General features: G+C 71.9%; 13 protein-coding genes and 1 pseudogene. 3 read left to right on the forward strand and 11 right to left on the reverse strand.

All coding sequences use genetic code 11. The annotated features are described in order from the left end of the window. Positions 1 to 374 precede the first annotated feature (374 nt). Both pip and ypfJ read right to left on the reverse strand, forming a co-directional pair. Positions 375 to 1349, reverse strand: a pseudogene (gene pip / locus Q9R08_RS01785) (prolyl aminopeptidase); the annotation flags it as partial. Further along, positions 1346 to 2215 (reverse strand): KPN_02809 family neutral zinc metallopeptidase, encoded by an 870-nt coding sequence (gene ypfJ / locus Q9R08_RS01790; protein ID WP_308866099.1) that lies wholly within the window; start codon positions 2213 to 2215, stop codon positions 1346 to 1348. The gene ypfJ and the pseudogene pip, both read right to left, overlap by 4 nt. Positions 2216 to 2307: 92 nt before the next feature. Between ypfJ and Q9R08_RS01795 the strand changes: the two genes are divergently transcribed. From Q9R08_RS01795 to Q9R08_RS01805, 3 genes are all read left to right on the forward strand, one after another. Next, positions 2308 to 3330: a malate dehydrogenase gene (locus Q9R08_RS01795; protein ID WP_308866100.1), complete on the forward strand. Its 1023-nt coding sequence runs from the start codon at positions 2308 to 2310 to the stop codon at positions 3328 to 3330. 36 nt (positions 3331 to 3366) lie between these two features. Beyond that, complete coding sequence (locus Q9R08_RS01800; protein ID WP_308866101.1) at positions 3367 to 5208, forward strand: cation:proton antiporter; 1842 nt, start codon at positions 3367 to 3369, stop codon at positions 5206 to 5208. A 73-nt stretch (positions 5209 to 5281) separates the two neighbouring features. Continuing rightward, positions 5282 to 5773 carry a recombinase family protein gene (locus Q9R08_RS01805; protein ID WP_308866102.1) on the forward strand — a complete coding sequence of 164 codons (492 nt, stop codon included), beginning with the start codon at positions 5282 to 5284 and terminating at the stop codon, positions 5771 to 5773. Between the two features lie 45 nt (positions 5774 to 5818). Here Q9R08_RS01805 and Q9R08_RS01810 read toward each other — a convergent pair whose 3' ends face one another. From Q9R08_RS01810 to Q9R08_RS01850, 9 genes are read right to left on the reverse strand one after another with little or no spacing between them, the layout of a single operon-like run. Continuing rightward, positions 5819 to 6580, reverse strand: coding sequence for a hypothetical protein (locus Q9R08_RS01810; RefSeq protein WP_418001300.1), 762 nt, complete (start codon positions 6578 to 6580; stop codon positions 5819 to 5821). Beyond that, positions 6568 to 8268: a serine/threonine-protein kinase gene (locus Q9R08_RS01815; protein WP_308866104.1), complete on the reverse strand. Its 1701-nt coding sequence runs from the start codon at positions 8266 to 8268 to the stop codon at positions 6568 to 6570. The genes Q9R08_RS01810 and Q9R08_RS01815 overlap by 13 nt, the downstream gene beginning before the upstream one ends. Next, a complete protein-coding gene (locus Q9R08_RS01820; RefSeq protein ID WP_308866105.1) occupies positions 8265 to 9659 on the reverse strand; it encodes an FHA domain-containing protein in 1395 nt (464 codons plus the stop codon). Before Q9R08_RS01820 ends, Q9R08_RS01815 begins: the two co-directional genes overlap by 4 nt. Beyond that, positions 9659 to 10513, reverse strand: a complete 855-nt coding sequence (locus Q9R08_RS01825; protein WP_308866107.1) for a PP2C family protein-serine/threonine phosphatase — start codon at positions 10511 to 10513, stop codon at positions 9659 to 9661. The genes Q9R08_RS01820 and Q9R08_RS01825 overlap by 1 nt, the downstream gene beginning before the upstream one ends. Then, positions 10513 to 11853 (reverse strand): RDD family protein, encoded by a 1341-nt coding sequence (locus tag Q9R08_RS01830; RefSeq protein WP_308866108.1) that lies wholly within the window; start codon positions 11851 to 11853, stop codon positions 10513 to 10515. Before Q9R08_RS01830 ends, Q9R08_RS01825 begins: the two co-directional genes overlap by 1 nt. After that, on the reverse strand, positions 11850 to 14366 hold the full coding sequence (locus Q9R08_RS01835) for a transglutaminaseTgpA domain-containing protein (RefSeq protein WP_308866109.1): 2517 nt from the start codon (positions 14364 to 14366) through the stop codon (positions 11850 to 11852). The genes Q9R08_RS01830 and Q9R08_RS01835 overlap by 4 nt, the downstream gene beginning before the upstream one ends. Continuing rightward, positions 14363 to 15625 (reverse strand): DUF58 domain-containing protein, encoded by a 1263-nt coding sequence (locus Q9R08_RS01840; RefSeq protein ID WP_308866110.1) that lies wholly within the window; start codon positions 15623 to 15625, stop codon positions 14363 to 14365. The genes Q9R08_RS01835 and Q9R08_RS01840 overlap by 4 nt, the downstream gene beginning before the upstream one ends. Continuing rightward, entirely contained in the window at positions 15625 to 16596 is a 972-nt protein-coding gene (locus Q9R08_RS01845) for an AAA family ATPase (RefSeq protein WP_308866111.1), read from the reverse strand. The genes Q9R08_RS01840 and Q9R08_RS01845 overlap by 1 nt, the downstream gene beginning before the upstream one ends. A gap of 41 nt (positions 16597 to 16637) precedes the next feature. Continuing rightward, positions 16638 to 22706, reverse strand: a complete 6069-nt coding sequence (locus Q9R08_RS01850) for an Ig-like domain-containing protein (RefSeq protein ID WP_308866112.1) — start codon at positions 22704 to 22706, stop codon at positions 16638 to 16640. Positions 22707 to 22840: the final 134 nt, after the last annotated feature.

Raw genomic sequence — 22840 nt, forward strand, 5'->3', positions numbered from 1 at the left:
CCGACCCGTTGGCCGAACGCGCGCTAACGGGACGAAGCGTCCTCCGCGTGAGCATGCTCTCCGGCCTCGAGCTCGGACCCGGGCTCGGTGGCCCCCTCGGCGTCGTGAGGCGAAGCGGGCTCTTCGGCCTCGTCGGGGTCCCCGACCTCGGCTCCCTCGGGATCCTCAGCGTCGGGCGCAGCGGCCTCCCCGGCCACGGGCTCCGCGGCCTCACCGGACTCGGGGACAGCGGCGTCCCCGGCCACGGGCTCCGCGTCTTCAGCCCCGGACTCGGGGGCTGCGTCCTCGGAGTGCTCGGCCTCTCCGCCGTTCGCATCCTCGCCGTCCTCACGCTGCTCCACCTCATCGGACGGAACGACCTCGTCCTCCGCTCCGGCGGCCGCTGCGAAGCGATCGGTCGCGGCGCGCAGCGCGGCGGCGATGCCCGGCTCGGAGGCCGCGTGCGCGGCATCCGGGATCATCGTGAAGTCCGCCTCGGGCCACGCCCGGTGCAGATCCCAGGCGGTCATCGCCGGCGTGCACACGTCGTAGCGGCCCTGCACGATGACGGCGGGGATGTGCCGGATGCGGTCGACCCCGTTGATGAGCTGATCCGGCGCGAACCAGCCGCCGTGCAGGAAGTAGTGGTTCTCGATGCGCGCGAACGCCACGGCGGCGCGGGGCTCGGACATCGCCTCGACCAGCTCGGGGTCGGGCAGCAGGGTGAGGTTCGCCGCCTCCCATCGCGACCAGGCGACGGCCGCCGGCACGTGCACGGCGGGGTCGGGGTCGGTGAGGCGGCGGTGGTAGGCCTGCATGAGCTGCGAGCGCTCGAGGATCGGGATGGGGGCGATGAAGTCCTCCCAGAGGTCGGGGACGACGGATGCCGCACCGCCCTCGTAGAACCACTCCAGCTCGTGGCGGCGCAGCGTGAAGACGCCGCGCAGCACGATCTCGGTCACCGCCTGCGGGTGCGCCTCGGCGTAGGCGAGAGCCAGGGCGCTCCCCCACGATCCGCCGAACACCTGCCACCGCTCGATGCCGAGGTTCTTCCGCAGCAGCTCGATGTCGGCGACGAGGTGCCACGTGGTGTTGTGGCGGAGGTCGGCGTCCGGGTCGCTCGCGTGCGGGGTGGAGCGCCCGCAGCCGCGCTGGTCCAGCAGGATGATGCGGTACCGCTCGGGGTCGAAGAACCGGCGGTGCCAGGGCGACGTGCCGGCGCCCGGACCTCCGTGCAGGAACACCACCGGCTTGCCCTCGGGGTTGCCGCTCTGTTCGTACGCGATGCGATTGCCTTCGCCGGCGATGAGCATGCCGGTGTCGTAGGGCTCGAGAGGCGGATAGAGGATGTCGTCGAGGTGTTCGTTCACAGGCTGCTTCCCGACACGCTGAAGGTGTCGCAGGCAGACACGCCGCCCTGGTATCCGGCCTCGAACCAGCGCTGACGCTGCTCGCTGGAGCCGTGCGTCCAGGATTCGGGGTTCACCACGCCCCCGGATTCCTGCTGGATGTGGTCGTCGCCGACGGTGCCGGCCGCGTTGAGCGCGTCGGTGATCTGCTGCGGGGTCGGCTCCTGCAGGTACGGCACGCCGTTGTCGTCGACCTCCTCGGTCATGCCGCCGACCCAGGCGCCGGCGAAACAGTCCGCCTGCAGCTCGGTGCGCACGCCGTTGCTGTCGGGGCCTGTGCCGTTGTTCGGGTATTCCTCCATGATCCCGGCGAGGTGCTGCACGTGGTGCCCGTACTCGTGCGCGAGCACGTACAGCTGGGCCAGCTCGCCCGCGGAGGCGTCGAACTGCTGCCGCAGCAGGCCGAAGAACGTCGGGTCGATGTAGACGGTCTCTTCGGGCGGGCAGTAGAACGGGCCGGTCTGATTGGATGCCGTGCCGCACTGGGTCGGGGTCTGCACGTCGACGATCACGAGCTGGGGAGCGCGGTACCCCTGCATCTGCGAGGTCCAGTACTCGTCGAGCACCACGCTGCCGGCGGCGAGGCGGCACGCGTCGTTGCGGTTCGCATCGGCGCCGGTCTCGCACTGCTGGATCTCGGACTCCTCGCCTGCGCCGGCCTGCGGTGTCCCGGGAAGGATGCTCGACAGGTCCTGTCCGGTGAACAGCTGGAACAGCAGTACGGCGATCGCGCCGATGCCGGCGATGCCACCGCCCGCCACCGCCGCGCCCGCTCCTCGACGCCGCGCCGTGTTCCCCCCGACGTTGGCGTTCTCATTGAACGTCATGCCTGTCACGGTACCGCGATCGCCTGATCGCACACAGGAACGCCACAGAATCGAGCGGATTGCGTACAATGCCGCGGGCATAGGCTCGAGGCATGGCGAGCGAACCCACGACCGTGACCATCACCGGCGGCGGCGGCCAGATCGGTTACGCGCTGATGTTCCGCATCGCGGCCGGCGACATGCTCGGAGCCGATCGTCCGGTTCGGCTGCGGCTGCTCGAGATCCCGCAGGGCATGCGGGCCGCCGAGGGCGCGGCGCTGGAGCTGCAGGACTGCGCGTTCCCGCTGCTGGTCGACGTCGACGTGACCGACGATCCGCTGACGGCCTTCAACGGCACCCGCATCGCGCTGCTCGTCGGCGCCCGCCCCCGCACCGCCGGCATGGAGCGCGGCGACCTCCTGGCGGCGAACGCCGGCATCTTCGGTCCGCAGGGCAAGGCGATCGGCGCCGTAGCCGACGAGGACGTGCGCGTGGTCGTGGTGGGCAACCCCGCGAACACGAACGCGCTCATCGCCGCGGCATCCGCTGCACCCGATGTGCCGGCCGACCGCTTCAGCGCCCTCACCCGCCTCGACCACAACCGCGCCGTCGGCCAGCTCGCCGAGACGCTGCAGGTCGCGGCGGACGAGATCGCCGACCTCGTCGTGTGGGGCAACCATTCCGCGACGCAGTTCCCGGACGTCTCGCACGCGATCCTCGCAGACGGGATGCCGGTGCCCGACGCACTGGCCGAGCGCCTGGGTGGACGCGAGCAGGCGACGGCGTGGCTAGACGACGTGTTCATCCCCCGGGTCGCGAAGCGCGGCGCCGAGATCATCGAGGTGCGCGGCTCGTCGTCGGTCGCGTCGGCGGCGAACGCGGCGATCGACCACGTCCGCGACGAGCAGCTGGGGTCGGGGCGCGGACTGACGTCGGCGGCCGTCCTCTCTCGCGGCGAGTACGGCGTGCCCGAGGGCCTCGTGTGCTCGTTCCCCGTGACCTCGCGCGGCGACCGCGCCGGCTACCGCATCGTCGAAGGGCTCGACCTCGACGATCGTGCGCGCGGGCGCATCGACGCCTCGGTGGCCGAGCTGGTGGCCGAGCGCGACGCCGTGCGAGACCTCGGAGTGCTCTGACCTCTGCGAAATGAGCCCGGCAATAGGCTCTGAGTCGTGGAAGTGCTGATCGTCGTCATCATCGCGATCGTCGTCATCGCGCTCGCGACGGCGGTCGCCCCGAAGCTCGGCATCGCGGGGCCGCTGATCCTGCTGCTCATCGGAGGCGCAGTCAGCCTGCTGCCGTTCGTCGAGGTCCCCGAGATCAATCCGGAGTGGATCCTGGTCGGCGTGCTGCCGCCGCTGCTCTACTCGGCCGCGGTCGCCCTGCCGGCGATCGAGTTCCGGCGCGACTTCGGGCCGATCGCGGGACTGTCGTTCCTCCTCGTCATCCTGAGCTCCCTCGTGCTGGGCGTCTTCTTCATCGCCGTGATCCCCGGCATCCATCCGGCCATCGCCGTGGCCCTGGGCGCGATCCTGAGCCCCACGGATGCCGTGGCCACCTCCATCGTCAAGCGGCTCGGCGTCTCGCGGCGCGTGGTGACGATGCTCGAGGGCGAGAGCCTGCTCAACGACGCCACCGCGCTCGTGCTGCTGCGCACCATGATCGCCTCGGTCGCGGTCGCCACCACGGTCGCCGGCGACACCACCGTCGGCGTGGGGTTCCTGCCGGCCTTCGCGTGGGGCGTCCTTGTCGCCGTCGTCGTCGGCGCGATCATCGGCTTCCTCAACCTGCGGCTGCGGGCCCTCATCAAGAACTCCGCCGCCAACACCGCGGTCGGCTTCGTCGTGCCCTTCATCGCCTACATCCCCACCGAGGAGCTCGGCGGGTCGGGGCTCGTGGCCGCCGTCGTCGCCGGCATCGTCACCGGGCAGGGCGCGGCGCGGTGGTTCACCCCCGAGCAGCGCCGCTCGGACGAGCACAACTGGCAGACCATCGAGCTCGTGCTCGAGGGCGCCGTCTTCCTGGTGATGGGGCTCGAGCTGAGCGACATCGTCACGCAGAACGTGCAGGACCACAACGGCCTCGGCACCGGCCTCGGCATCGCGGCGGGTGCGCTCGCGATCATCATCGCGGTGCGCGCGGGCTACGTGTCGCTCCTCGTCTGGCTGCAGAGCCGGCGCGCCCGCGGTCGCCAGCGAAGCCGGCTCGAGGCGATGTCGGCCCGGATCGACGAGATCGCCGCCGGCGGCGCGGTGCGCTCCGGCGCCGCGGCGGAACGGGGAACGGATGCCGCCGCCTCGCGAGACGATGCGGCCCGGCCGACGGCATCCCGTCGCCGCCGTCGCAACCGGCGCAACGAGGTGAGCCTGGACACCCCCCGGGCCCAGCGGCGGCTCTCGTCGATGCGCGAGCGGGTGTCGCGCGCGATGAGCGACCTTGACTACTACCAGGCGTCGCCGCTCGGCTGGAAGCACGGCGCCATCATCGTGTGGGCGGGCATGCGGGGTGTCGTGACGCTGGCCGCTGCGCAGACGCTGCCGCGCGACGACACCTCCGACCGCGCACTGCTGGTCTTCATCGCCTTCGCGGTCGCGGTCGGCAGCCTGATGCTGCAGGGCTTCACGCTGCCGTGGCTCGTCAGCGTGCTGCGGCTCGAGCGGTCGGGCGACGACAGCCTCGACAGGGCTGAGCAGTCGGCCCTCGACGACGAGCTGCGCGACGCGGCCGTGGCCGCGCTGTCGAGTCCGGCCCTGCGCCGCCGCGACGGCACGGAGTTCTCCGACGATCTCGTCGAGGTCGTCGGCAGCCGCATGGTCGACCCGCCCGATGAGACCGACACCCTTCCGACGCGCGACCTGCTGGAGCTCCGACTCGCGATGATCGAGGCGATGCGCACGCGGCTCAACCAGCTCTCGTCCGGCGGCGGCTACAGCACGCCGGCGCTGCGCCACGCGCTCGCCGAGCTCGACGCCGACCAGCTGAGCCTCGAGCTGCGGCTCGACGACGAGGACTGAGCGGCTGATCGTCGGCCTGGCGCGGCGGGAGCCTCTGCTGGTGAGACAATGGCATCGAGCGAGGGGGCCTCACATGAGCGAGACGACGAAGACGCCGGACGCCGCGCATACGCACGCGGCTCCCGTCACCGGGTCGACCGCGGCCGACACCGCGCCGCTGCACCTGCCGCACCCGGCTGCGGACTGCCCGAAGTGCTTCACCGAGCTGCAGCAGAACCGCGACTGGTGGCAGGCCCGGCCCGCGGGCTCACGGCTGGTCGGACTCGTGATCGCGCGCGACGACATGCCCTCCGTCGTCGAGCAGCGCAATGACCTCACGCGCTTCGGGGTGTCGATCGACGGGTTCCGGCATCCGGCCCCCGAGACACTCGAGTCGTGGGAGGAGCGGCTCGTGCGCCTCTTCGGCACGCTGCGACGCGGAGACGTGCTGGTCGTCGCGAACGTGCACGCCCTCGGCCGCGACATCGACGAGGAGGCGCGCACCGTCGCCGAGCTGCACCGGCGCGGCGTCGTCGTGAAGGTGGTCAGCCACGGCGGCCGCCACCTCTACGACGCCGGACGCTGATCAGGCCGGTCGGCGGTCGGCAGCGCCGGCGCGCTCACCCGGCGCTCAGGCGTCGTCGTCGCCGCGGGAGTCGCGCGCGCCGCTGAGCGCGTTCGCGCGCTCCTCGTCGAGGAGCGGCAGATCGTCGCGCGTGACCAGGCGCGCCGCGAGCGCGTGCTCGACGAGCCGCACCCGCCGGTTGGTGGCATACGAGCGGACACCGCCGCGCATGCCCGGGACCCCGATGCGGTCGAGCTTGTCGCACACGTTGTCGAGCTTGCGGTTGAATCGCGTGAGCGTCCAGCCCAGCCGCTCGGCGGCCTGCGCCGAGGTCGGCAGCTCGCTCATGCCGGTTCCCTCGCGGCGCAGCACCGGCTCGGCGAGCGCGAGGATCATGACGCGCTGGCTGTGGGTGAGCGGCACGTCGCCGATCGTGCTCAGCCCGTCGTCGTCCGGCGGCTGCTGCGTGTCGCGGAACGTCGGCTCAGCGGCGTGGATCGTGAGCTCGTAGGTCGTCGGTCCTGCGCTGAAGATCACGGATGTCGCGGCGAACACCAGCGGCAGGCGCGCACCCGGGGCGAGCCACGCCTGGACACGACCACCGGTGTCGGTCACGGTCGCCGACAGGCGCGAGCCCACGTTGGACAGCAGCCAGAGTCCTTCGACGTTCTGGATCGTGAGGAAGTTGCGATGCAGGAACAGGTTGTCGTCGATGGCGAGGTCGCCTTCGCGGCCCACCGTGAACACGGTGTCGGGCGCGACCGAGAACTCCTCGCCCGCGAACTCCACTCTCAGCGTGTCGGCAACGGCAGCGGTCACGGCGCGCACCCCCGGCTCGGCGTCTGCTGGGCTCGGCCGTTTCCACGCACGAGGGTGACGTCGATGCACGTCGGCCCCGACGTCACGGCGGGCACGACGACCTCGGCGGAGTCGACGGACTGGGACTCGGTGGTGGGGTCGCTCGCCGAGACCGGTTCGACGATGTAGCTGTCGCCGTCCTGCGGATCGGGATTCGTCCACGTGAAGCGCACACCCCCGTCGACGACCGCACCGGCCACGTCCTCCACCGGGGGCACGACCATCGAGATCGGATCCTGCGGCCTCGACGAGCCGGAGGGCGTCGGCGGGTCCTGAGACGTGCCCGACAGCAGGCCGGGAAGCGACACTCCGATGATCACCGCGACGATCACCAGGGCACCGGCGCCGAGCCCGATCCACAGCCCGGTGCGCCGGCGCGGCGCGATCTCGTCGGGGTCGGATGCGGCGACCTCTTCGCCGCCGGGGGCGAACATCCCCGGGATGGGCGGCGCAGCCCCGTGCTCGCGGAGGGTGCCGCGAGACACGGTCGTGGCATCGGTCGTCGCGGATCCCGTGGTCGCCGGGGCGCGCAGCACCGTCTCGTCGAGAGACACCGGCAGGGCCGCAGGGCTGCGGAGCTGCGTCTGCTCGTACGCCGACGGCGGAGTCATCGACCTCGCGACCGTCTCGTCGACCGGCGCCGGCTCGAACCGCGACGCCGCCGGCGCGGTGACCGCCGACGGACGCGTCATTCCGGCCGCGGGAGTCGTCTCGGGGTTGATGCTGACGACGCCGCGCACGCGTGTGAGCCCGTCGTCCTCGTTCTCCTCGATGTCGTCCGGAAGCTGATCGTCGAGGATGTCGATCGGCGTCACGGAGTGCGACAGCTCGATCTGCACGGTCTGCAGCGCACGCGCGAACGCCAGCGCGCTCTCGTAGCGATCGGCGGGCGACTTCGCCATCGCCCGCTCGAGCGCCCGCTGCAGCGACAACGGCACGTCGGCGCGGCCGAGAGACGGCAGTGCGAGCGTCTCGATGCGGTGGATGAGCTCGGCGGCCGTGTTGCGCTGACCGGGCAGCTCGAACGGCGACCGGCCGGCGAGGAGGGTGTAGACGGTGGCCCCGAGCGCCCACACGTCGGAGCGCGGGTCGCTGCGGGGGACGTCGGCGAACGACTCCGGCGGCGACCAGGGGATCGACAGACCCGCCGACTCGGCAGCTGCATTCGTCGTCGACGCGATGCCGAAGTCGGTGAGCGCCGGACGGTTGTACTCGGTGACGAGGATGTTCGCCGGCTTGATGTCGCGGTGGAGCACTCCGGCGCGGTGGGCGGTCTCGACGGCGGCGGCGACCTGCACGCCGACCCGGAGCGACTCGGCGATCGAGAAGGGCTCGCGGCGATAGCGCACCTGCAGGTTCGGGCGCGGGCAGTACTCCATCACCAGGTACGGGCGGCCGTCCTGCGCGACGCCGGCCTGGTAGATCGTGACGATCGCCGGGTGAGTCGACAGCATCGCCATGACGTTGGCCTCGGCGGTGAACTCCTCGACCGAGCCGCTCGACATGCGCTCCGTGAGCAGCACCTTGACGGCTACGCGCCGCTTTGGCAGCTGCTGCTCGTACAGGTACACGTCGGCGAAGCCGCCGGACCCGAGCAGGTCGACATAGGTGAAGCCCGGCAGATCGGGCGGTGCCATCGGCGCGCGCTTGGGACTCACGACATCCCCTCGATCGCGACCGTGATGCCGTCGCCGAGATCCAGCACATCGCCCGGGACGACGACCGTGCCCTCACCGGGGTGCAGCCGTACGGGGTCGGTGCCCGGACGCAGCAGCGTCGTGCCGTTGGTGGTGCGGAGATCCGTGGCGACGATGCTCTCGCCTTCGGCCCGCAGCTCCACGTGGCTGCGCGAGATGTCCTGCTGCGGGCTGTCCACTGCGACGAGGTGCGGCAGGTCGGTGCCGCTCACGCGTGTGGAACGCGGGCGGCGCCCGATCACGACGGTGCGGTCGAGCGGGATCACCTGCCCCGTCGACATCCGCACGCGCCCGGGTGCGGGCGGCCGCGGTGGAGCCAGCGGGTCGAGGGGAGCCTCCGCGGGGGAAGGCGCCGGGTTCGCACCTTCGGCACCGGACGCCGCCGCACGCAACGCGCGCGCCTGGACGAGCGAGATGGTCGCGCCGTCGTGATCGCCGGCGACGGCCGGGCCGGGCGCCGGAGCCGGTGCCGGTGCCTCCTGCGGTTCGGCGTCGTCGGCGGAGCGGATCACTGTGGCGCCGATCAGCTCGTCGAAGCCGGCCGCGCCGGCGGCGGCATCCTCGTCGTCCTCGTCCATCAGCCAGGCATCGAGCCCGCTCCGCGCCGGCGCGACGTCGTCCGGGGAGAGCGCCGAGTCCGACGGCAGGAGCGTCTCGGCATCGGCGAGCGACGGCACGGAGTCGATGAGGCCGCCGGCCGGCACGGCGATCGCCGGCGGAGGGGACGCAGCGGCGCGCGGAATCTCGGGAGCGGCGGCGGTCGCCTCGGCGCCGGTGGCCTCAGCAGGGACCTTGGAGGGGACCTCGGCGGCATCCTCGGCCGCAGCCGCGGGCTCCGGCTCGGGGGCGGCCACCTGGGCGGAGGCGGGTTCCGGGCGCTTCGCCAGCGCGGGTGCCGCCGACGGGCGCGGGGCCGCGGCATCCCACACGATTCCGCCGGCCAGCACGACGCCGTCGGTGATCTCCCACTCCGCGGGCGACGATGCGTCCGGCTCGGACGTCGTCAGCGCCACGCGCACGACCGCAGGGATCACCCGCTCGGTCCACGTCGTGACGCCGGTGCCCGTGACGCGCTCGGGCGTCGCCGCGTCGACCTCGAAGGCGAAATCGCCGCGCACGGCGATGCGGATGCCGTCACCCTCGGGGAGCGCCACCGCGAAGGCGGGGATCGCCGTCAGCGATGCGCCGTAGGCGCCCGTGAGCGCCTCGATGACGCCGCCCAGACCGCGGCCGTCGGCGACGAGGGTGCGGATGCGCCCGAGGAGCGGCGCCGAGGTTCCCGGTTCGAGCACCGCGAAACCGCGCGGCGTCACCGCGATCGGCGTGGTTCCCGGGGCGTACAGCGTCGGCATCAGAATCCTCCAGTGGCGACCGCACGCGGCAGCGTGTCGCCGTCGATGTCGGCGGCCGGACCCGCGGGGGCGCTCACCGGCACCGTATCGCGTTCCCACGTCCGGTTCGTACGGGTGCGCACCGAGAGCGCGTCGACGACCAGCGCCGTGATGTTGTCGCGGCCGCCGCGCACCATCGCCTCGTGCACCAGCCGCGTCGCCGCCGCCTGCGGATCCGTCTCGGTGAGCAGGATGGCGTGGAGCGCGTCGCGATCGAGCTCGCCGGAGAGGCCGTCCGAGCACACGAGGATGCGGTCGCCTTCCTCTGCCGGGAGCAGCCAGTAGTCCGGTTCGGAGTCGCTTCCGGCACCGATCGCCCGCGTGATGACATTGCGGCGCGAGTCCCGCTCGGCCGCATCGGCGGCGAGCTGCCCGCTGTCGACGAGCTCCTGCACGACCGAGTGGTCGACGCTCACCTGCTCGAACCGCCCTTCGCTGAGGCGGTAGGTGCGCGAGTCGCCGAGGTTGATGGCCAGCCAGTAGCCCTCGCCGTCCACATCGGCGATCACGACACCGGCCAGGGTGGTGCCGGCTCCCGCACCGGCGCCCGGCGGCAGCATCGCGACGCGGCGGCGCGAGGCGGTCACGGCCGTCTGCACCTCGTCGATGGTCAGGCTCTCGCGGCCGGCGAGCGTCGCGAATTCGGCGATGACCGCCGCGCTGGCGATCTCGCCCGCATTGTGACCGCCCATGCCGTCGGCCACGAGGAACAGCGGCGACGCGGCGATGTAGGAGTCCTCGTTGATGCGGCGCCGCAGCCCCGCATCGGTCGCAGCTCCGCACGCGACCGCGATCGGCGCCGTCGGAGAGGTCATCACGCGGCGCTCACGGCGACGCGCCGGTCGCCGAACTCGAAGGTGTCGCCGGCGCGCACGTTGGTGCGCACGCCGGGCATCAACGGGATCCGCGCACCGTCGCGCACGAGCGTGGTGCCGTTGGTCGAGTGGCGGTCGACGATCCACGCGCCGGTGGAGTCGCCGCCGATCTCGAAGTGCGTCTTCGAGAGCGACAGCGTCTCGTCTCGCACGGGGATGGAGACGGCGCCGTGCTCGTTCGCCGGGTTGCGCCCGTAGAGCGTGCGGCCGTACACCGCCATCCGCGTGCCGTCGTCCCAGGTGAGGACGGCGAGGACCGGCGCCTCGTCGTACAGCGCGGCGCGCTGCGCAGGCGGCGGCACGACCATTCGCGTCTCGTCGAGGTCGTCCGTCGACGACGGGAAGGCCACCGATGCCGGGGCCACGACCGACGCCAGGGGACGTGCGGGTGCGGCCGGAGGAGCGACGATCGACGCGACGGAGGCGAACGGCCGGGCAGGTGCCGCGACCGGAGCCGGAGCGGCGGGGGTGCCCGTACCGAACAGGGCGGCGAGAGGCTCGGTGGTGGTCGCGGCCGGGAACGGCATGGTCATGCTCGGGAACTCATCGGCGTGCACCGCGCGCGTGACCAGCGCGTCGCCGGTCACCCACGGCACGCCGTCGATCACCCCCGGGCGGATGGGCGCGATGGGGCGCGTGGCCGGAGCCGGACCCGCCAGTGCCGGTGGCGCGTCTGCCGGCGCCGGTGCCGCCGCGGCCGGGAAGTCGGGCACCGGCGCCCCGTACAGCGGCTGCGGGGCATGCGGGCGCACGGCCGCCAGGTAGGGATTCTCGGCCAGGAGCCCGGTCGCGTCGGGCTGAGACGTCGCCTGGTCGGCCCGGATGTCGAGGACCATCGATCGCGATGCCATGTCGTGCCACCCCTGGCGGCGACCGCTGGAGTCGAACAGCGGGGAGAAGTAGCCGATGACGATCGACCCCGCGAGCCCGAAGACGATGTTGCGCCAGACCGCGCGCCAGAATCCGATCCGATCGCGCGAGTCGATGTCCTGCAGCTGGAGTCCCAGGGCGCGCTGTCCGATCGAACCGCGCCCGCCCTGCATGGCCGAGTACACCAGCCACCAGGCCAGCAGCGCGCCGCCGACGACGAGGTAGGCGAGGACGACCGCGACGGCGAGGCTCCCCGAGTCCCCCGTGGCGCCGACGCCGAAGACGACGGGCACGGCGACGCCGACCAGCACGGCCGCGATGCCGTAGGCGACCCCGAGGTCGATCGCGAACGCCCCCACACGGCGTCCGATGGTCGCCGCGGGGGCGGCGACGTGCGGGCTGGCGGTCATTCGGTCTCCTGCGGGGGATCGACGGGTTCCGCGGCGCGGCTCCTGCGTGTGCGACGGGGCGCGCGCTTCGACGGCGCGGCGTCGGGCGCGTCCTGGTCGGCCGCCGTGGCCTTCGTCGCAGGCTTCGCGGCACGGGGCGGGGGCGTGAGACGTGCCGGCAGAGCGAAGCGGGTGCCCTCGAGGAGCGATCGGATGCTGAGCCGCGCGCGCAGCCGCTGCCACAGCGACCGCTCCTTGCCCATGCCGCCGACGATCTCGTCGACCTGCGTCCAGAACGCCTCGATGTCATCGGGCGTCGGCTCGGTCGGACCGAACACCTCGAGATCGGCCCGGGTCGCCAGCGTCGCGACGCGCGGCTCGGCGAGCGCCGCGGTGAGCACGCCCGCCTCCTCCTGACGCGTCGCGCCGGGACGAACCGGCGCACCGTAGTCCGTGGCGCGGTCGACGAGCTCGTCCCAGCCGCCGCTGATGCGGTCGGACGCGCGCTCCGCGTCGCGACGCTGACGCCGCCGGGTGGCCTTGAGCGCCCCGATCACGATGAACGGCGCGAGCAGCACCGCGACCAGACCCAGTACGCCGACGCCGATCGACACGATGGTCCACAGCAGGCCCAGGTCGAGACCGTCCTCATCCTCCGACCCGCGGTCGTCCGCGACGGTCGGCGGCAGGTCGACGGGCTCGGCCGGCGGGGGCGGCGGCTGCAGCACCTGCGGCTTGGGGTCGGCCTTGGGCTTCGTCGTCTGATCGCTCGGGACCTGGTCGTCGGGGGGCGTCGGGTCGAACGGCACCCAGCCGGCGTCGTCGAAGGCGACCTCGACCCACGCGTGCAGGTTGTCGCCGGTCGCGGTGAAGACCGGCGCGTCGGCGGCGTCCTCGTCGGGGTAGAAGCCCATGACCACTCGGGCGGGGATGCCCACCTGTGCGGCGAGGAGCGCCATCGCGGTGGCGTACTGCTCGTCGTCGCCCACCATCTGCTGCGAGCCGAGCAGCGTCGCGATCCGCTCGGCGCCGTGGCCGGCGCGCGAGAGCGGCTGGCCGGCGAGGCCGTGGCTGAAGTAGCCGCCCTCCGACAGCATCAGCTGCAGAGCGCGCACCTGCTCGACGGGGGTCGTCGCCTCGGCGACGGTCTTCGATGCGATCTCGGCGAGGCTCTCGGGCACGCCCTCCTGCTTCGGCATCTTCAGCGGCGCGAACGCCTGGTCGGCGAGCTGCTCGTCGCTCGGGACGTCCGGGATCACCGCGTCGATCGTGTAGGCGTCGCCCTTCTCGAGGCCGGCCGTCACCACGCCCGTCTCCGTCGCCTCGTTGTAGTGCGCGGTGCGTCGCAGATCGTCGGCCCGGTCACCGTCGAACGTGACGCTGCGGGCGGCGCCGGCATCCGGCATCCACACGCTCTCCAGGGCGCCGATCTCGACGTGCACCTGCGCTTCGGTGCCCTCGGCATCCGCGGACATGTTGGTGCGGGCGGGCGAGAACGCGCTGGAGGATCCACTGCCCTCGTCCGAGACGTTGTAGACGGTTCCGTTGTAGGCGTCCATGGTGGCCAGGCGCACGCGCGCGCCTTCGGGCAGGCCGCTGACCGTGAAGAGCGCATCCTCCGGGTGGTCGCGCACGTAGGCGCGGAACGACTGCAGCGGGCTGGCGAACTCGCGGATGTCGAACGGTGGGATGACGACGTCGCGCAACACGTAGCGGGGCGACGTCGGTGCCGCGAAGCCGCTCGTGGCGATGCCGACGACGGCGGCGATGGCGACGACCGCCGCCCCCGACAGCACCCGGCGGATGCCCGCGCCCGAGCTCGCCGAGCCCTCGCCGACCGAGATCGCCGCCGCCTGCGGCTGCCAGGCCTGGCGCAGAGCCAGCCAGATCACGGCGACGAGCCCGAACCCGACGCCCTGGACGACCGGCACGAACGGCTCGGCGGTGCCCAGCGCGATCTCGATCGCGAGGAACGCGGCCGCGGGGATGAGCGACCACGCCGCGTTTCGCAGCCGCAGCGCGAGGGACGTCGTCAGCACGGCCGCGACCAGCGCGAGGATGAACGGAACGATCAGGTGGCCGTCGTCGGTCGCCACCGGCGCGATCGTGGTGAGCAGCTGCTTCCACGACATGAAGGTGCCGAGGGCGAGGAGGCGCAGCGTCTCGAGCGTCGGCACCACGCCGGCGACCGTCGTGTTCGGCAGCGCGAGAGCGCCGCCGAACAGGAAGTAGGCGATGACGGTGGCCCCCGTCAGGAGGAGGATGCCCCACCGGAACAGCGTGCCCAGCACGCCGAGCGCCATGCCGAGCACGAGCCCGCCGAGGGCCGCGACCAGATAGCGTGCGCCGTCGAAGGTCGGCCAGAAGCCCACGATGGGGATGAGCAGCAGCAGCGTCACGGCGGCGAGATCGAGGATCCACCGGCGCAGCGGGAGCGACTCCCCCGCGGCACGCGCCGCGGCGACCCGCGGTGCGGCGGCACGCGTCCTCGGAGCGGACCCGGCACGCGACAGCGGGGTGACGGGGGCGGTCATGCGAGGCCCTTCCGCAGCGCGTTGGGCAGCTGCTCGAGCGCGCCGAGCGTGACGACATCCGCCTCGCCGATGCGGCGCAGCGACGGCGCGGCCTCGCCGGGCGACGCGACCACCGCGAGGACTCGCGCGCCGAACGGAAGGCGGCTGCAGGCGCTGCGCAGGTCGTTGGCGTCGACCCTGCTGCCGCACACGAGCACCACGACGCTCGCGAGGGGAAGGGTCGCTGCGACCACGCCGGCGAGGTCGACGACCGTGCCCGAGCGCGGCTTGGACTGACCGAGCGCCGACAGGGAGTCGAGGAACTGCTTGCCCGTGCCGGACGGGAGGGCGCGCTCCTGCACCCGCACCTCGACGCGGTGCGAGTCGCGCAGGGCGCGCAGGCCCAGCGAGCCGGCGGCGGATATCGCGAGCTCGAACTCCGCGTCGTCCCGATAATCGGCAGGGCTCGTCGAGAGGCCGATGACAAAGTGCGAGCGGCGCGTCTCTTCGTATTGACGCACCATCATGTGGCCGGTCCGCGCGGTCGACTTCCAGTGCACGTGGCGCAGGTCGTCGCCCGGCTGATACTCGCGCAGGGCGTGGAACGACACGTCGTCGGGCGAGAGGTCGGTGGCGGGAAGGCCCTCGAGGTCGCGCAGGAATCCGAGCGACTGGCCGTCGAACAGCACGGTGCGCGGGTGGACGAACAGGTCGACCGGCTCGTCACGACGGTGTACGCGCTCGAATAGACCGAGCGGATCGCCGCGCACGACGCTGACCGGCCCGACCTTGACGACGGCGCGGCGCGACGTGGGGATGGCGAACAGCTCCTCCGCGGATTCGCCGGCCGCCAGCCGCTGCACGTCGAAGACGCCGCGTCCGCTGCCGACCGGCAGCAGGACGCGGGACGGCAGGATGGCGCGCGAGCTGGTGTTGGAGAGGGTCAGCGCGCCGATGGCGCGCTCGCCCACGACGACGCGCGTGCGGTTGAGGTCGAGCGAGACATCGTAGGCGGTGCGCCCGATGAGGAACAGCAGGCACAGCAGCAGCACGACGGCGATGGAGACGGCCGCGACGGTCAGCTCCCACCAGCCGAGCGACCGCCCGGCGATCCACAGCACGACGGCGCCGGCGAGAAGCACCCAGGCGGCGGGGCGCACGACCGCGAACACGCGTCCGAGCACGCCGCCGACGCGACGCAGCGCGTCCAGCGCCAGCTGCCCGTACCAGGCGCGACGGTCCTCCGTGGCCGCCCCCTGCCCGAGTGCCTCCGTCGTCATCAGGCCGCGGACCTCGCCTGCGGTGCGGCGATCGACTCGAGGACGCGCGCGACGACGGTCTCGGCCGACGTGCCCGCGAACTCCGCCTCGGGGTCGAGCACGATGCGGTGGGTCCACACCGGCGCGACGAGCGCCTTGATGTCGTCGGGCAGCACGAAGTGGCGCCCCTGCGCGGCGGCGTACACCTTCGCGATGCGGATCATCGCGAGCGATCCGCGCACCGAGACGCCGACGCGCGTGGCCTGGTCGTCACGGGTCGCCTCGGCGAGCTGCGCCGTGTAGCGCAGCACGGCGGGGTCGACGTGCACGGTGCCGGCGAGGTCGGCCATGTCGGCGACGGCGCCCGTCGTGATGATGGCGGGAAGGTGCGCCGACGGGTTGCGGTCGGCGGCGCCGGCGAGGATGCGCTCGGCCACTGCGAGGTCGGGGTAGCCGATCGAGGTCTTGACCAGGAACCGGTCGAGCTGAGCCTCGGGCAGCTTGTACGTACCCGCCTGCTCGATGGGGTTCTGGGTGGCGATGACGAGGAACGGACGGCCGACGTCGTGGGTGACGCCGTCGACCGTGATCCGCGACTCCTCCATGACCTCAAGCAGCGCCGACTGGGTCTTGGGCGAGGCGCGGTTGATCTCGTCGGCGAGGACGATCGAGGCGAACACGGGGCCACGGTGGAACTCGAAGCGGTGCGACGCCTGGTCGTAGATCGTCACGCCGGTCACGTCGGACGGCAGCAGGTCGGGCGTGAACTGGATGCGGCTGCTGGTGCCCTGCACCGTCGCCGCGAGCGCCTTGGCCAGGCTCGTCTTGCCCGTGCCAGGGGCGTCCTCCAGCAGCACGTGGCCTTCCGCGAGCATGGCCGACAGCACGAGCGCCACGACCTCGCGCTTGCCCATGAGCGCCTGGTCGACGTTGTCGACCAGTCGTGCGAATGTGCCCTGGAACCAGGCCGCCTGTTCGGGGGTCATCGTCATCGTGATTCGTTCCTTTTCATGAGTCGTCTTCGCAGCTCTCGCTACTGCCAGGTTCGCCGCTCGCTGTCGCCCCAGCCGCCGATCGAGACCCAGACCTGCTCGCCGTCGTCGCCGAAGTAGCAGCCCAGCTGCACGGTCCCGTCGCGGGGCAGGTGCCTCGTCGAGCCGCCGGCGAAGGGCGTGCCGCCCCAGGGGCCGGTGGCGTTGCAGGAGACGGAGTAGTCGCCCGCGGGGAAGTTCTCGGTGTGCACCAGGAAGTACGCGCACTGCGCGGTGCTGCAGCCCGGCTGCCCCTGCGCGGAGCTTCCCTTCGTGACCCACACCTTCGGCTGAGGTGCGGCCACCGTGGTCGCGGCGTCCGAGGCGATCCCGCTCCACTGACCGGCGGCATCCTGGGCGCGCGCCTCGATCGTGTGGCGTTCGCTGTAGCCGTAGTTGTTGGTGCGCGAGTTGCTCAGTGCCACGTCCTGCCACGAGCCGCCGTCGATGCGGATCTGCATCGCCGTGATGGCACGCCCGTTCTCGGTGGGCGGGCTCCACCGGAACGTGATGCTCGTTCCGCTCGCGGTCGCGCTCACCGTCGGATTCCGGACAGGCCCGTACGGCACGACCGCGTTGGAGGGGGCGGACTCAGCGCCGGGCTCACTGACGCCGTTCACGGTGGCGACGGCCCGCACCTTCACCGTGTAGCTCGTCCCGTTCGCCAGTCCGCCGATGACGCCGTTGCCGGCCAGCGCCTGCCAGCCGCCGTTGTTCACGGATGCCTGGTAACTCAGCTCACCGGGGTTCGCCCCGTTGGACGCACCGGGCTGGAAGGTCACCGTGAGCGAACGATCTCCCTCTCGCGCGGTCACGTTCGTCGGAGCCCCGGGCGGCGTGAACGCGCGCTGCGGCGCAGAGGTCGCGCTGAACTGACCCCAGCCGGCCTTGTTCTGGGCGCGCACCCGGAACGTGTAGTCGGTGGTCGACGTGTCCACGACGACGGCCTGGCTCGTCTGCCCCGCCGCGACGGGGATCGAGTTGACCAGCGACGATCCGCGGAGGACGTCGAGCTGGTAGCCCGAGACCGCATCGCCGTTGTCGGCGGGCGCGTTCCAGGTCACCTGCATCTGGGCCTGCGATCCCACGGGCTGGAGCCGCGCCGTCGTCGGTGCGGCCGGCGCGTCGGGCGCCCGGGCCGGGATCTCGCTGACCGACCACGGGCTCCAGCTGGATGGCTCGGGCGCGCGGTTGAGGGCCTGCACGCGCACCTGGTAGGCGACGCCGTTCTGCAGCCCGTCCCATACCGTCGAGTTGCCCGTGACATCGGTCTTCTGGCTGATGCCCGAGGGCGGCGCCGGCGAGATCTCGAGGTTGTACTTCTCGACCGGGGAGCCCGGCGTCGTCGGGGTGACCCACGACACGGAGAGGCTGCGGTCGCCGAAGACCAGCGACGGTGCGGCCGGCGTGTCCGGACGCGCGTCGGGACGCGCGGTCTCGGACGGCGCCGACGGGTCGGACGGGCCGACGCGGTTCTCGGCCACGACGGTGAAGTTGTACTCGACGTTGTTCGTCAGGCCGTCGAGCGTGCAGGTGGTGGCGAGGCATTCCTTCTCGTAGGTGCCTGCGGTGGAGGAGACGAGGTAGCGCTCGATCTCGGCGCCGTTGTTGGCCGGCGGCGTCCACGACAGAACGACCGTGCGGTCCTGGACGCTCGAGACGGTCGGCGTACCGGGTGCGTCGGGCTTGCCCTGCACCGTCAGCCGGATGCGTCCCTCGACCTCCCGGTCGGGATCGCCGGTGGCATCCTGCACGCGATAGCGCACCACCATCGTGCCGAAGAACTTCGCGTCGGGCGTGACCTGCACCTGGTCGCCGGCCACGTCTACGTCACCCTGTCCGGTCTCGAGGACGGCGGTGGTCACCTTCAGCGGTTTGTCGGGGAACGGGTTCACGTCGTTGTCCAGCACGGGAACGGAGATCGTCTTGCCCTGGTGGGCCTCGTCGATCACATCGTCGTTGGCCGTGGGCAGTTCGCGCGTCGACGCGATCACACGGATCGTCACCGTGCCCTCGACGGGGTCGGTGGTCCCATCGGTGATGCGCAGGCGAAGCGTCTCCGCGGTGCCCTTCTTCGTCTCCGCCGCGGCGCTGACGCGCAGCTCGTCGTCGTCGATCGATGCGGTCATGCCGTCCGGCGATCCGCCGACGATCTCGAACTCGAGGCGGTCCGCGTCTTCGGGGTCGGGGTCGGTGGTGAGCCCGCCCAGGTCGAGGGTGGCCGGGTCCTCGCCGGGGGCGACATCCATCTGCCCGTTGACGAAGACGGGCTGCTGGTTCTCGGGCGGCAGCACTGTGATCGGCAGGGTCAGGGTGGCCTTTCGGCCCTCCGGGTCGTCGGGGCCGGTGCCGTCGGTGACCTCGAAGGTGATGGCATCGGGGCCGAAGTACCCGCCGGCCGAGGTGTAGACGAGCGTGGTCTGGTCCTTGATCAGCGACGATCCGTCGTTGTGCGCCGCGGTGACCTTGGCTGCTTCCGTGATGACGACCTTGCCGCCGTCGGCGGACCGCACGTGCTCGGAGAGCGGCAGCTCGACGGTCTCGCCGCTCTCGACCTCGATCGGCTCGGTGGAGACCAGCGTCGGCGGCAGCGACGAGAGCGCGGGGATGTGGATGAAGGCGGATGCCGCGTTCCCGTCGCGGTCGGTGATCGTGTAGGTGGCGAGGCGGTCGGCGTCGCCGAGGGTGATCCGCACCTTGCCGTCCGAGAGCACACGCGAGTCGGGGTCGGCGACCTTCAGCTCGAGGTCATCGACGGTGCCGTCCGGGTCCTCGTCGTTGGCGAGCACCTCGAGGTCGACGACCCCGTCCTCCACATCGGCCGCGCGCACGTAGTCGTCACGCGCGATCGGGCGCTGGAGCGGAACGTCTTCGGCCACGGTGATCTGCAGCACGGCCTTCGCCTCGGCGCCGCGCGCGTCGCGGATCGTGTACTGCAGCGACGTCTCGACCGGCTCCGACGGAGAGGTCACGACGACGCGGTTGCCGTCGACCTTCGCTTCGAGCCCTGCGACATCGGGCAGGATGAGCCCGTTCTTGACGATGCCGTACTCGTCGCCGTCGGGGTCGGAGTCGTTGGCGAGCACGGGCACGGCGACCGAGCGATCGGGTCGCATGATGACCGAGTCCTTGACCGCGTACGGCGCCTGGTTCACGCCCTCGGCCGGGGCGATCCCGACCCGGATGCTCGCCGTGGCCTCCGCACCGAGCCGGTCGCGCACGCGGTACGTGAAGGTATCGACGCCGGCGGTGTCGTCGAAGGCCTCGTAGACGAGATAGTCGGAGCCGGTCTCGGTGATGCGGCCCTTGCTCGGCGATGATGCCAGGCCGACGAGCTCGACCGAGTCGCCGTCGGCGTCGATGCCGTCCAGCGGCACCGCGATGCGGACGCGAGTGCCGCCGAGCACGCGGGCGGTGAGGTCGCGCGGGCGGGGAGCGGCATTGGTCTCTTCGTTGACCGGCAGCACCTGGATGGTGATGTAGCCGGCGTCCTTCTGGCCGGTGCTGTCGACGACCTCGTAGGTCGCGTAGACGGTGCCGGGCTCGTCCGATGCGCGGAAGCGCACGGTGTCCTGCGAGACGAAGACCTCGCCGTCCTCGGGCTCGATCAGCGGGGGCACGAGGTCGGGGGCGACATGAATGGCGTCGCCGTTGGGGTGGTAATCGTTGTCGAGCACCGGGATTGTCACGACGTCGCCGGCCCGCACCACGACCTGGTCGTCGTTCGCCACCGGCGGCCGCAACTGCGCGGGCGCCGGGATCGGGATGACGATGACGTCACCCTCAGCCGACTGCGAGCCGTTCGAGATGCGGTACGTGATGCGCACCTGCTCCGACAGCGCCGCCTGGTCGCTGATGCGGAGCGTCTCGTGGTTGAGCACCGCGACCGCGATGCCGGAGTTCGGCTCCACGGTGACGGACTGCACCACCAGGATGCCGCCGGACGGATCCGAGTCGTTGGTCAGCACGTTGACCAGCACCTCGCCGCCGCTGGGGAGGAGCGCGACGTCGCGCACCGCCACCGGCGGCAGGTCGGTCTCGCCTTCGGGGATGACGTCCACCCGCACGATGCCCGGCACACCTGCGGCGCCCGCGGCCACCATGTACTGCACGTAGTACGTGCCGGGGGTCGCGGAGCGGAAGGTGAACGTCTTGTTGGCGTAGTCCGGCACGATGTCGGCGCCCGAGACGGGATCGACGCGGGCGAGGCGCAGCGGCTCGCGACCGGCGCCCACATCGTTGACGAGCGGGGACACGGTCGCCGTCTGCCCGGTGCGGACCGCGATGTAGTCGGCGTTGGTCACCGGGTCGATCGAGCCTACAGGACGCACGTCGAAGCGGATCGTGCCGACCGTGACGTCGGTGCCGTCGGAGACGGAGATCTCGACATCCTTGCGGCCCTGCGTCCCGCCCACCGCGCGGTAGGTGATGCGCCCGTCCGACGTGTAGTCGGCCTCGTCACCCTCCGCAGGTGTCACCGCGCCGAGGAAGACGTCGTCGCCGTCGGGGTCGATCCAGTCGGGCAGCACGTTGTACGTGATGGTGCCGCCGGCTTCGATGGCGACGGTCGTCACGCGTTTCTGGGTCGGCGGCGCGTTGACGTCCCAGCCGTGCACGGCCAGCGACACCTTCGCCGTGTCGGTGCCGCCGCGCCCGTCGGAGACCTCGTAGCTGAAGGATGCCGTGCCCGAGGCGTCCTCGGGGACCGCGATCTGCAGCGCACGGCCGTTGTCGATCGACTGGACGTCGCCGATCGACGGGCCGCCCTCGAGCACCCGCGTGGTCAGCACGTCGCCATCGGGATCGCTGTCGTTGTCGAGCAGAGGGAGGATCGTGGTGCGGCCCGGACGGACACCGAGGTCGTCGTCGTTGGCGTCGGGCGGCGTGTTGATCTCGGACCGCTCCGGCAGGACCGTCTCGGTCGTCTCCTCGGTGGTCTGCTCGTCCTCTTCCGTCTCGCCCTCCGGCGGGGTCAGCTCGTCCCAGTTGTCGACGCGCTGCAGATCTTCGGCCGCCATCCACGTGGCACCGCCCACGATGTCGTTGAGCACCACGACGTCACGGTTGACGCGGAACTGCAGCACCGAGGTCGGCTCGACGCCGTCGATGTCGGCATCCAGATCGCCGGCATCACCCGCGCAGTCGCGCACGAAGCGGCCGGAGCCGCTCCAGGCGGCATAGGCACAGCCATCCAGCCACACCGGATACGCCGGCGCGCCCTCGCCGCCGGCCTTCACCGTCGTGGGCTCGGAACCATCGAAGGGCACGCGCACCAGGGCGGACGCGGTCGACACCGAGACCGCGTCGGCAGCAGCGGAGGGCTGCTGCAGCACGGCATCGCGCCCACCGTCGATCTCGGTCTCCCGACCGTCCGCGATGACGGTGCCGTCGGAGGTGTCGAGCACCACGGCCTTGTCGCCGACCGAAGTGATCGACAGCTTGGACTTCTCGTCGACGCCGGGCAGGGCGGCGCGCGCCGCCTCCTCGGGGGCGTCGTCGGCGCCCATCCGGATCGTGACCAGTTCCGCGGTCTCGACGGACGTGCCGTGGACGATGCCGTCGACGCCGATCGCGACATCCGCCCCCTCGCCGAGGTTCGTCGTGGGATCGACACCCTCGATCTGGAACGACCCGATGCTCTCGGCGGGAAGCACCCACAGATCGCCCGACGCGCGGTCGAGGATGGCGGCGGTCGTGCCACCCAGCACGACCTTCGCGTCGCCGGGCAGGCTGGCAGCCCCCGATAGCGCGACCATCCCCGGGTCGATCACGCTGACGGCGGAGCCGGCGTTGTCCACCAGGAGAACCGTGGCCCCCGACTGAAGGATGTCGTAGTCGTCGCTCGTGGTGCGCAGACCTCCGTCGAGGACCTGCGACTCGTGGTTGAAGTGGCCGACCATGAGGCTCGACTGCTTGGTGACCCACACACCGCCGTCATGGAGGTCGACCTCGGTCGTAGGGACACCCTGGTAGACGAAGGCCAGCGTCGTGAGCGTGACGGCAGCGGCCGTGACCGCACCCGCGGATGCGAGCGCACGCGGACGAGCGCGCAGCCATGCGGAAGACCTCATCGAACCTCGGCCTCCTCCGGGGTGTCGTGCGTCTCTACGTGGCGCCGAGACCGGACGTGGGGCGTCCGGCGCTCACCGAAGACATCAGGGACCGGTCCAGCCTAACCCGACACACGGAACGCGATTGGACGGGA

The organism is Microbacterium psychrotolerans, from assembly GCF_031085295.1.
Taxonomy (GTDB): domain Bacteria; phylum Actinomycetota; class Actinomycetes; order Actinomycetales; family Microbacteriaceae; genus Microbacterium; species Microbacterium psychrotolerans.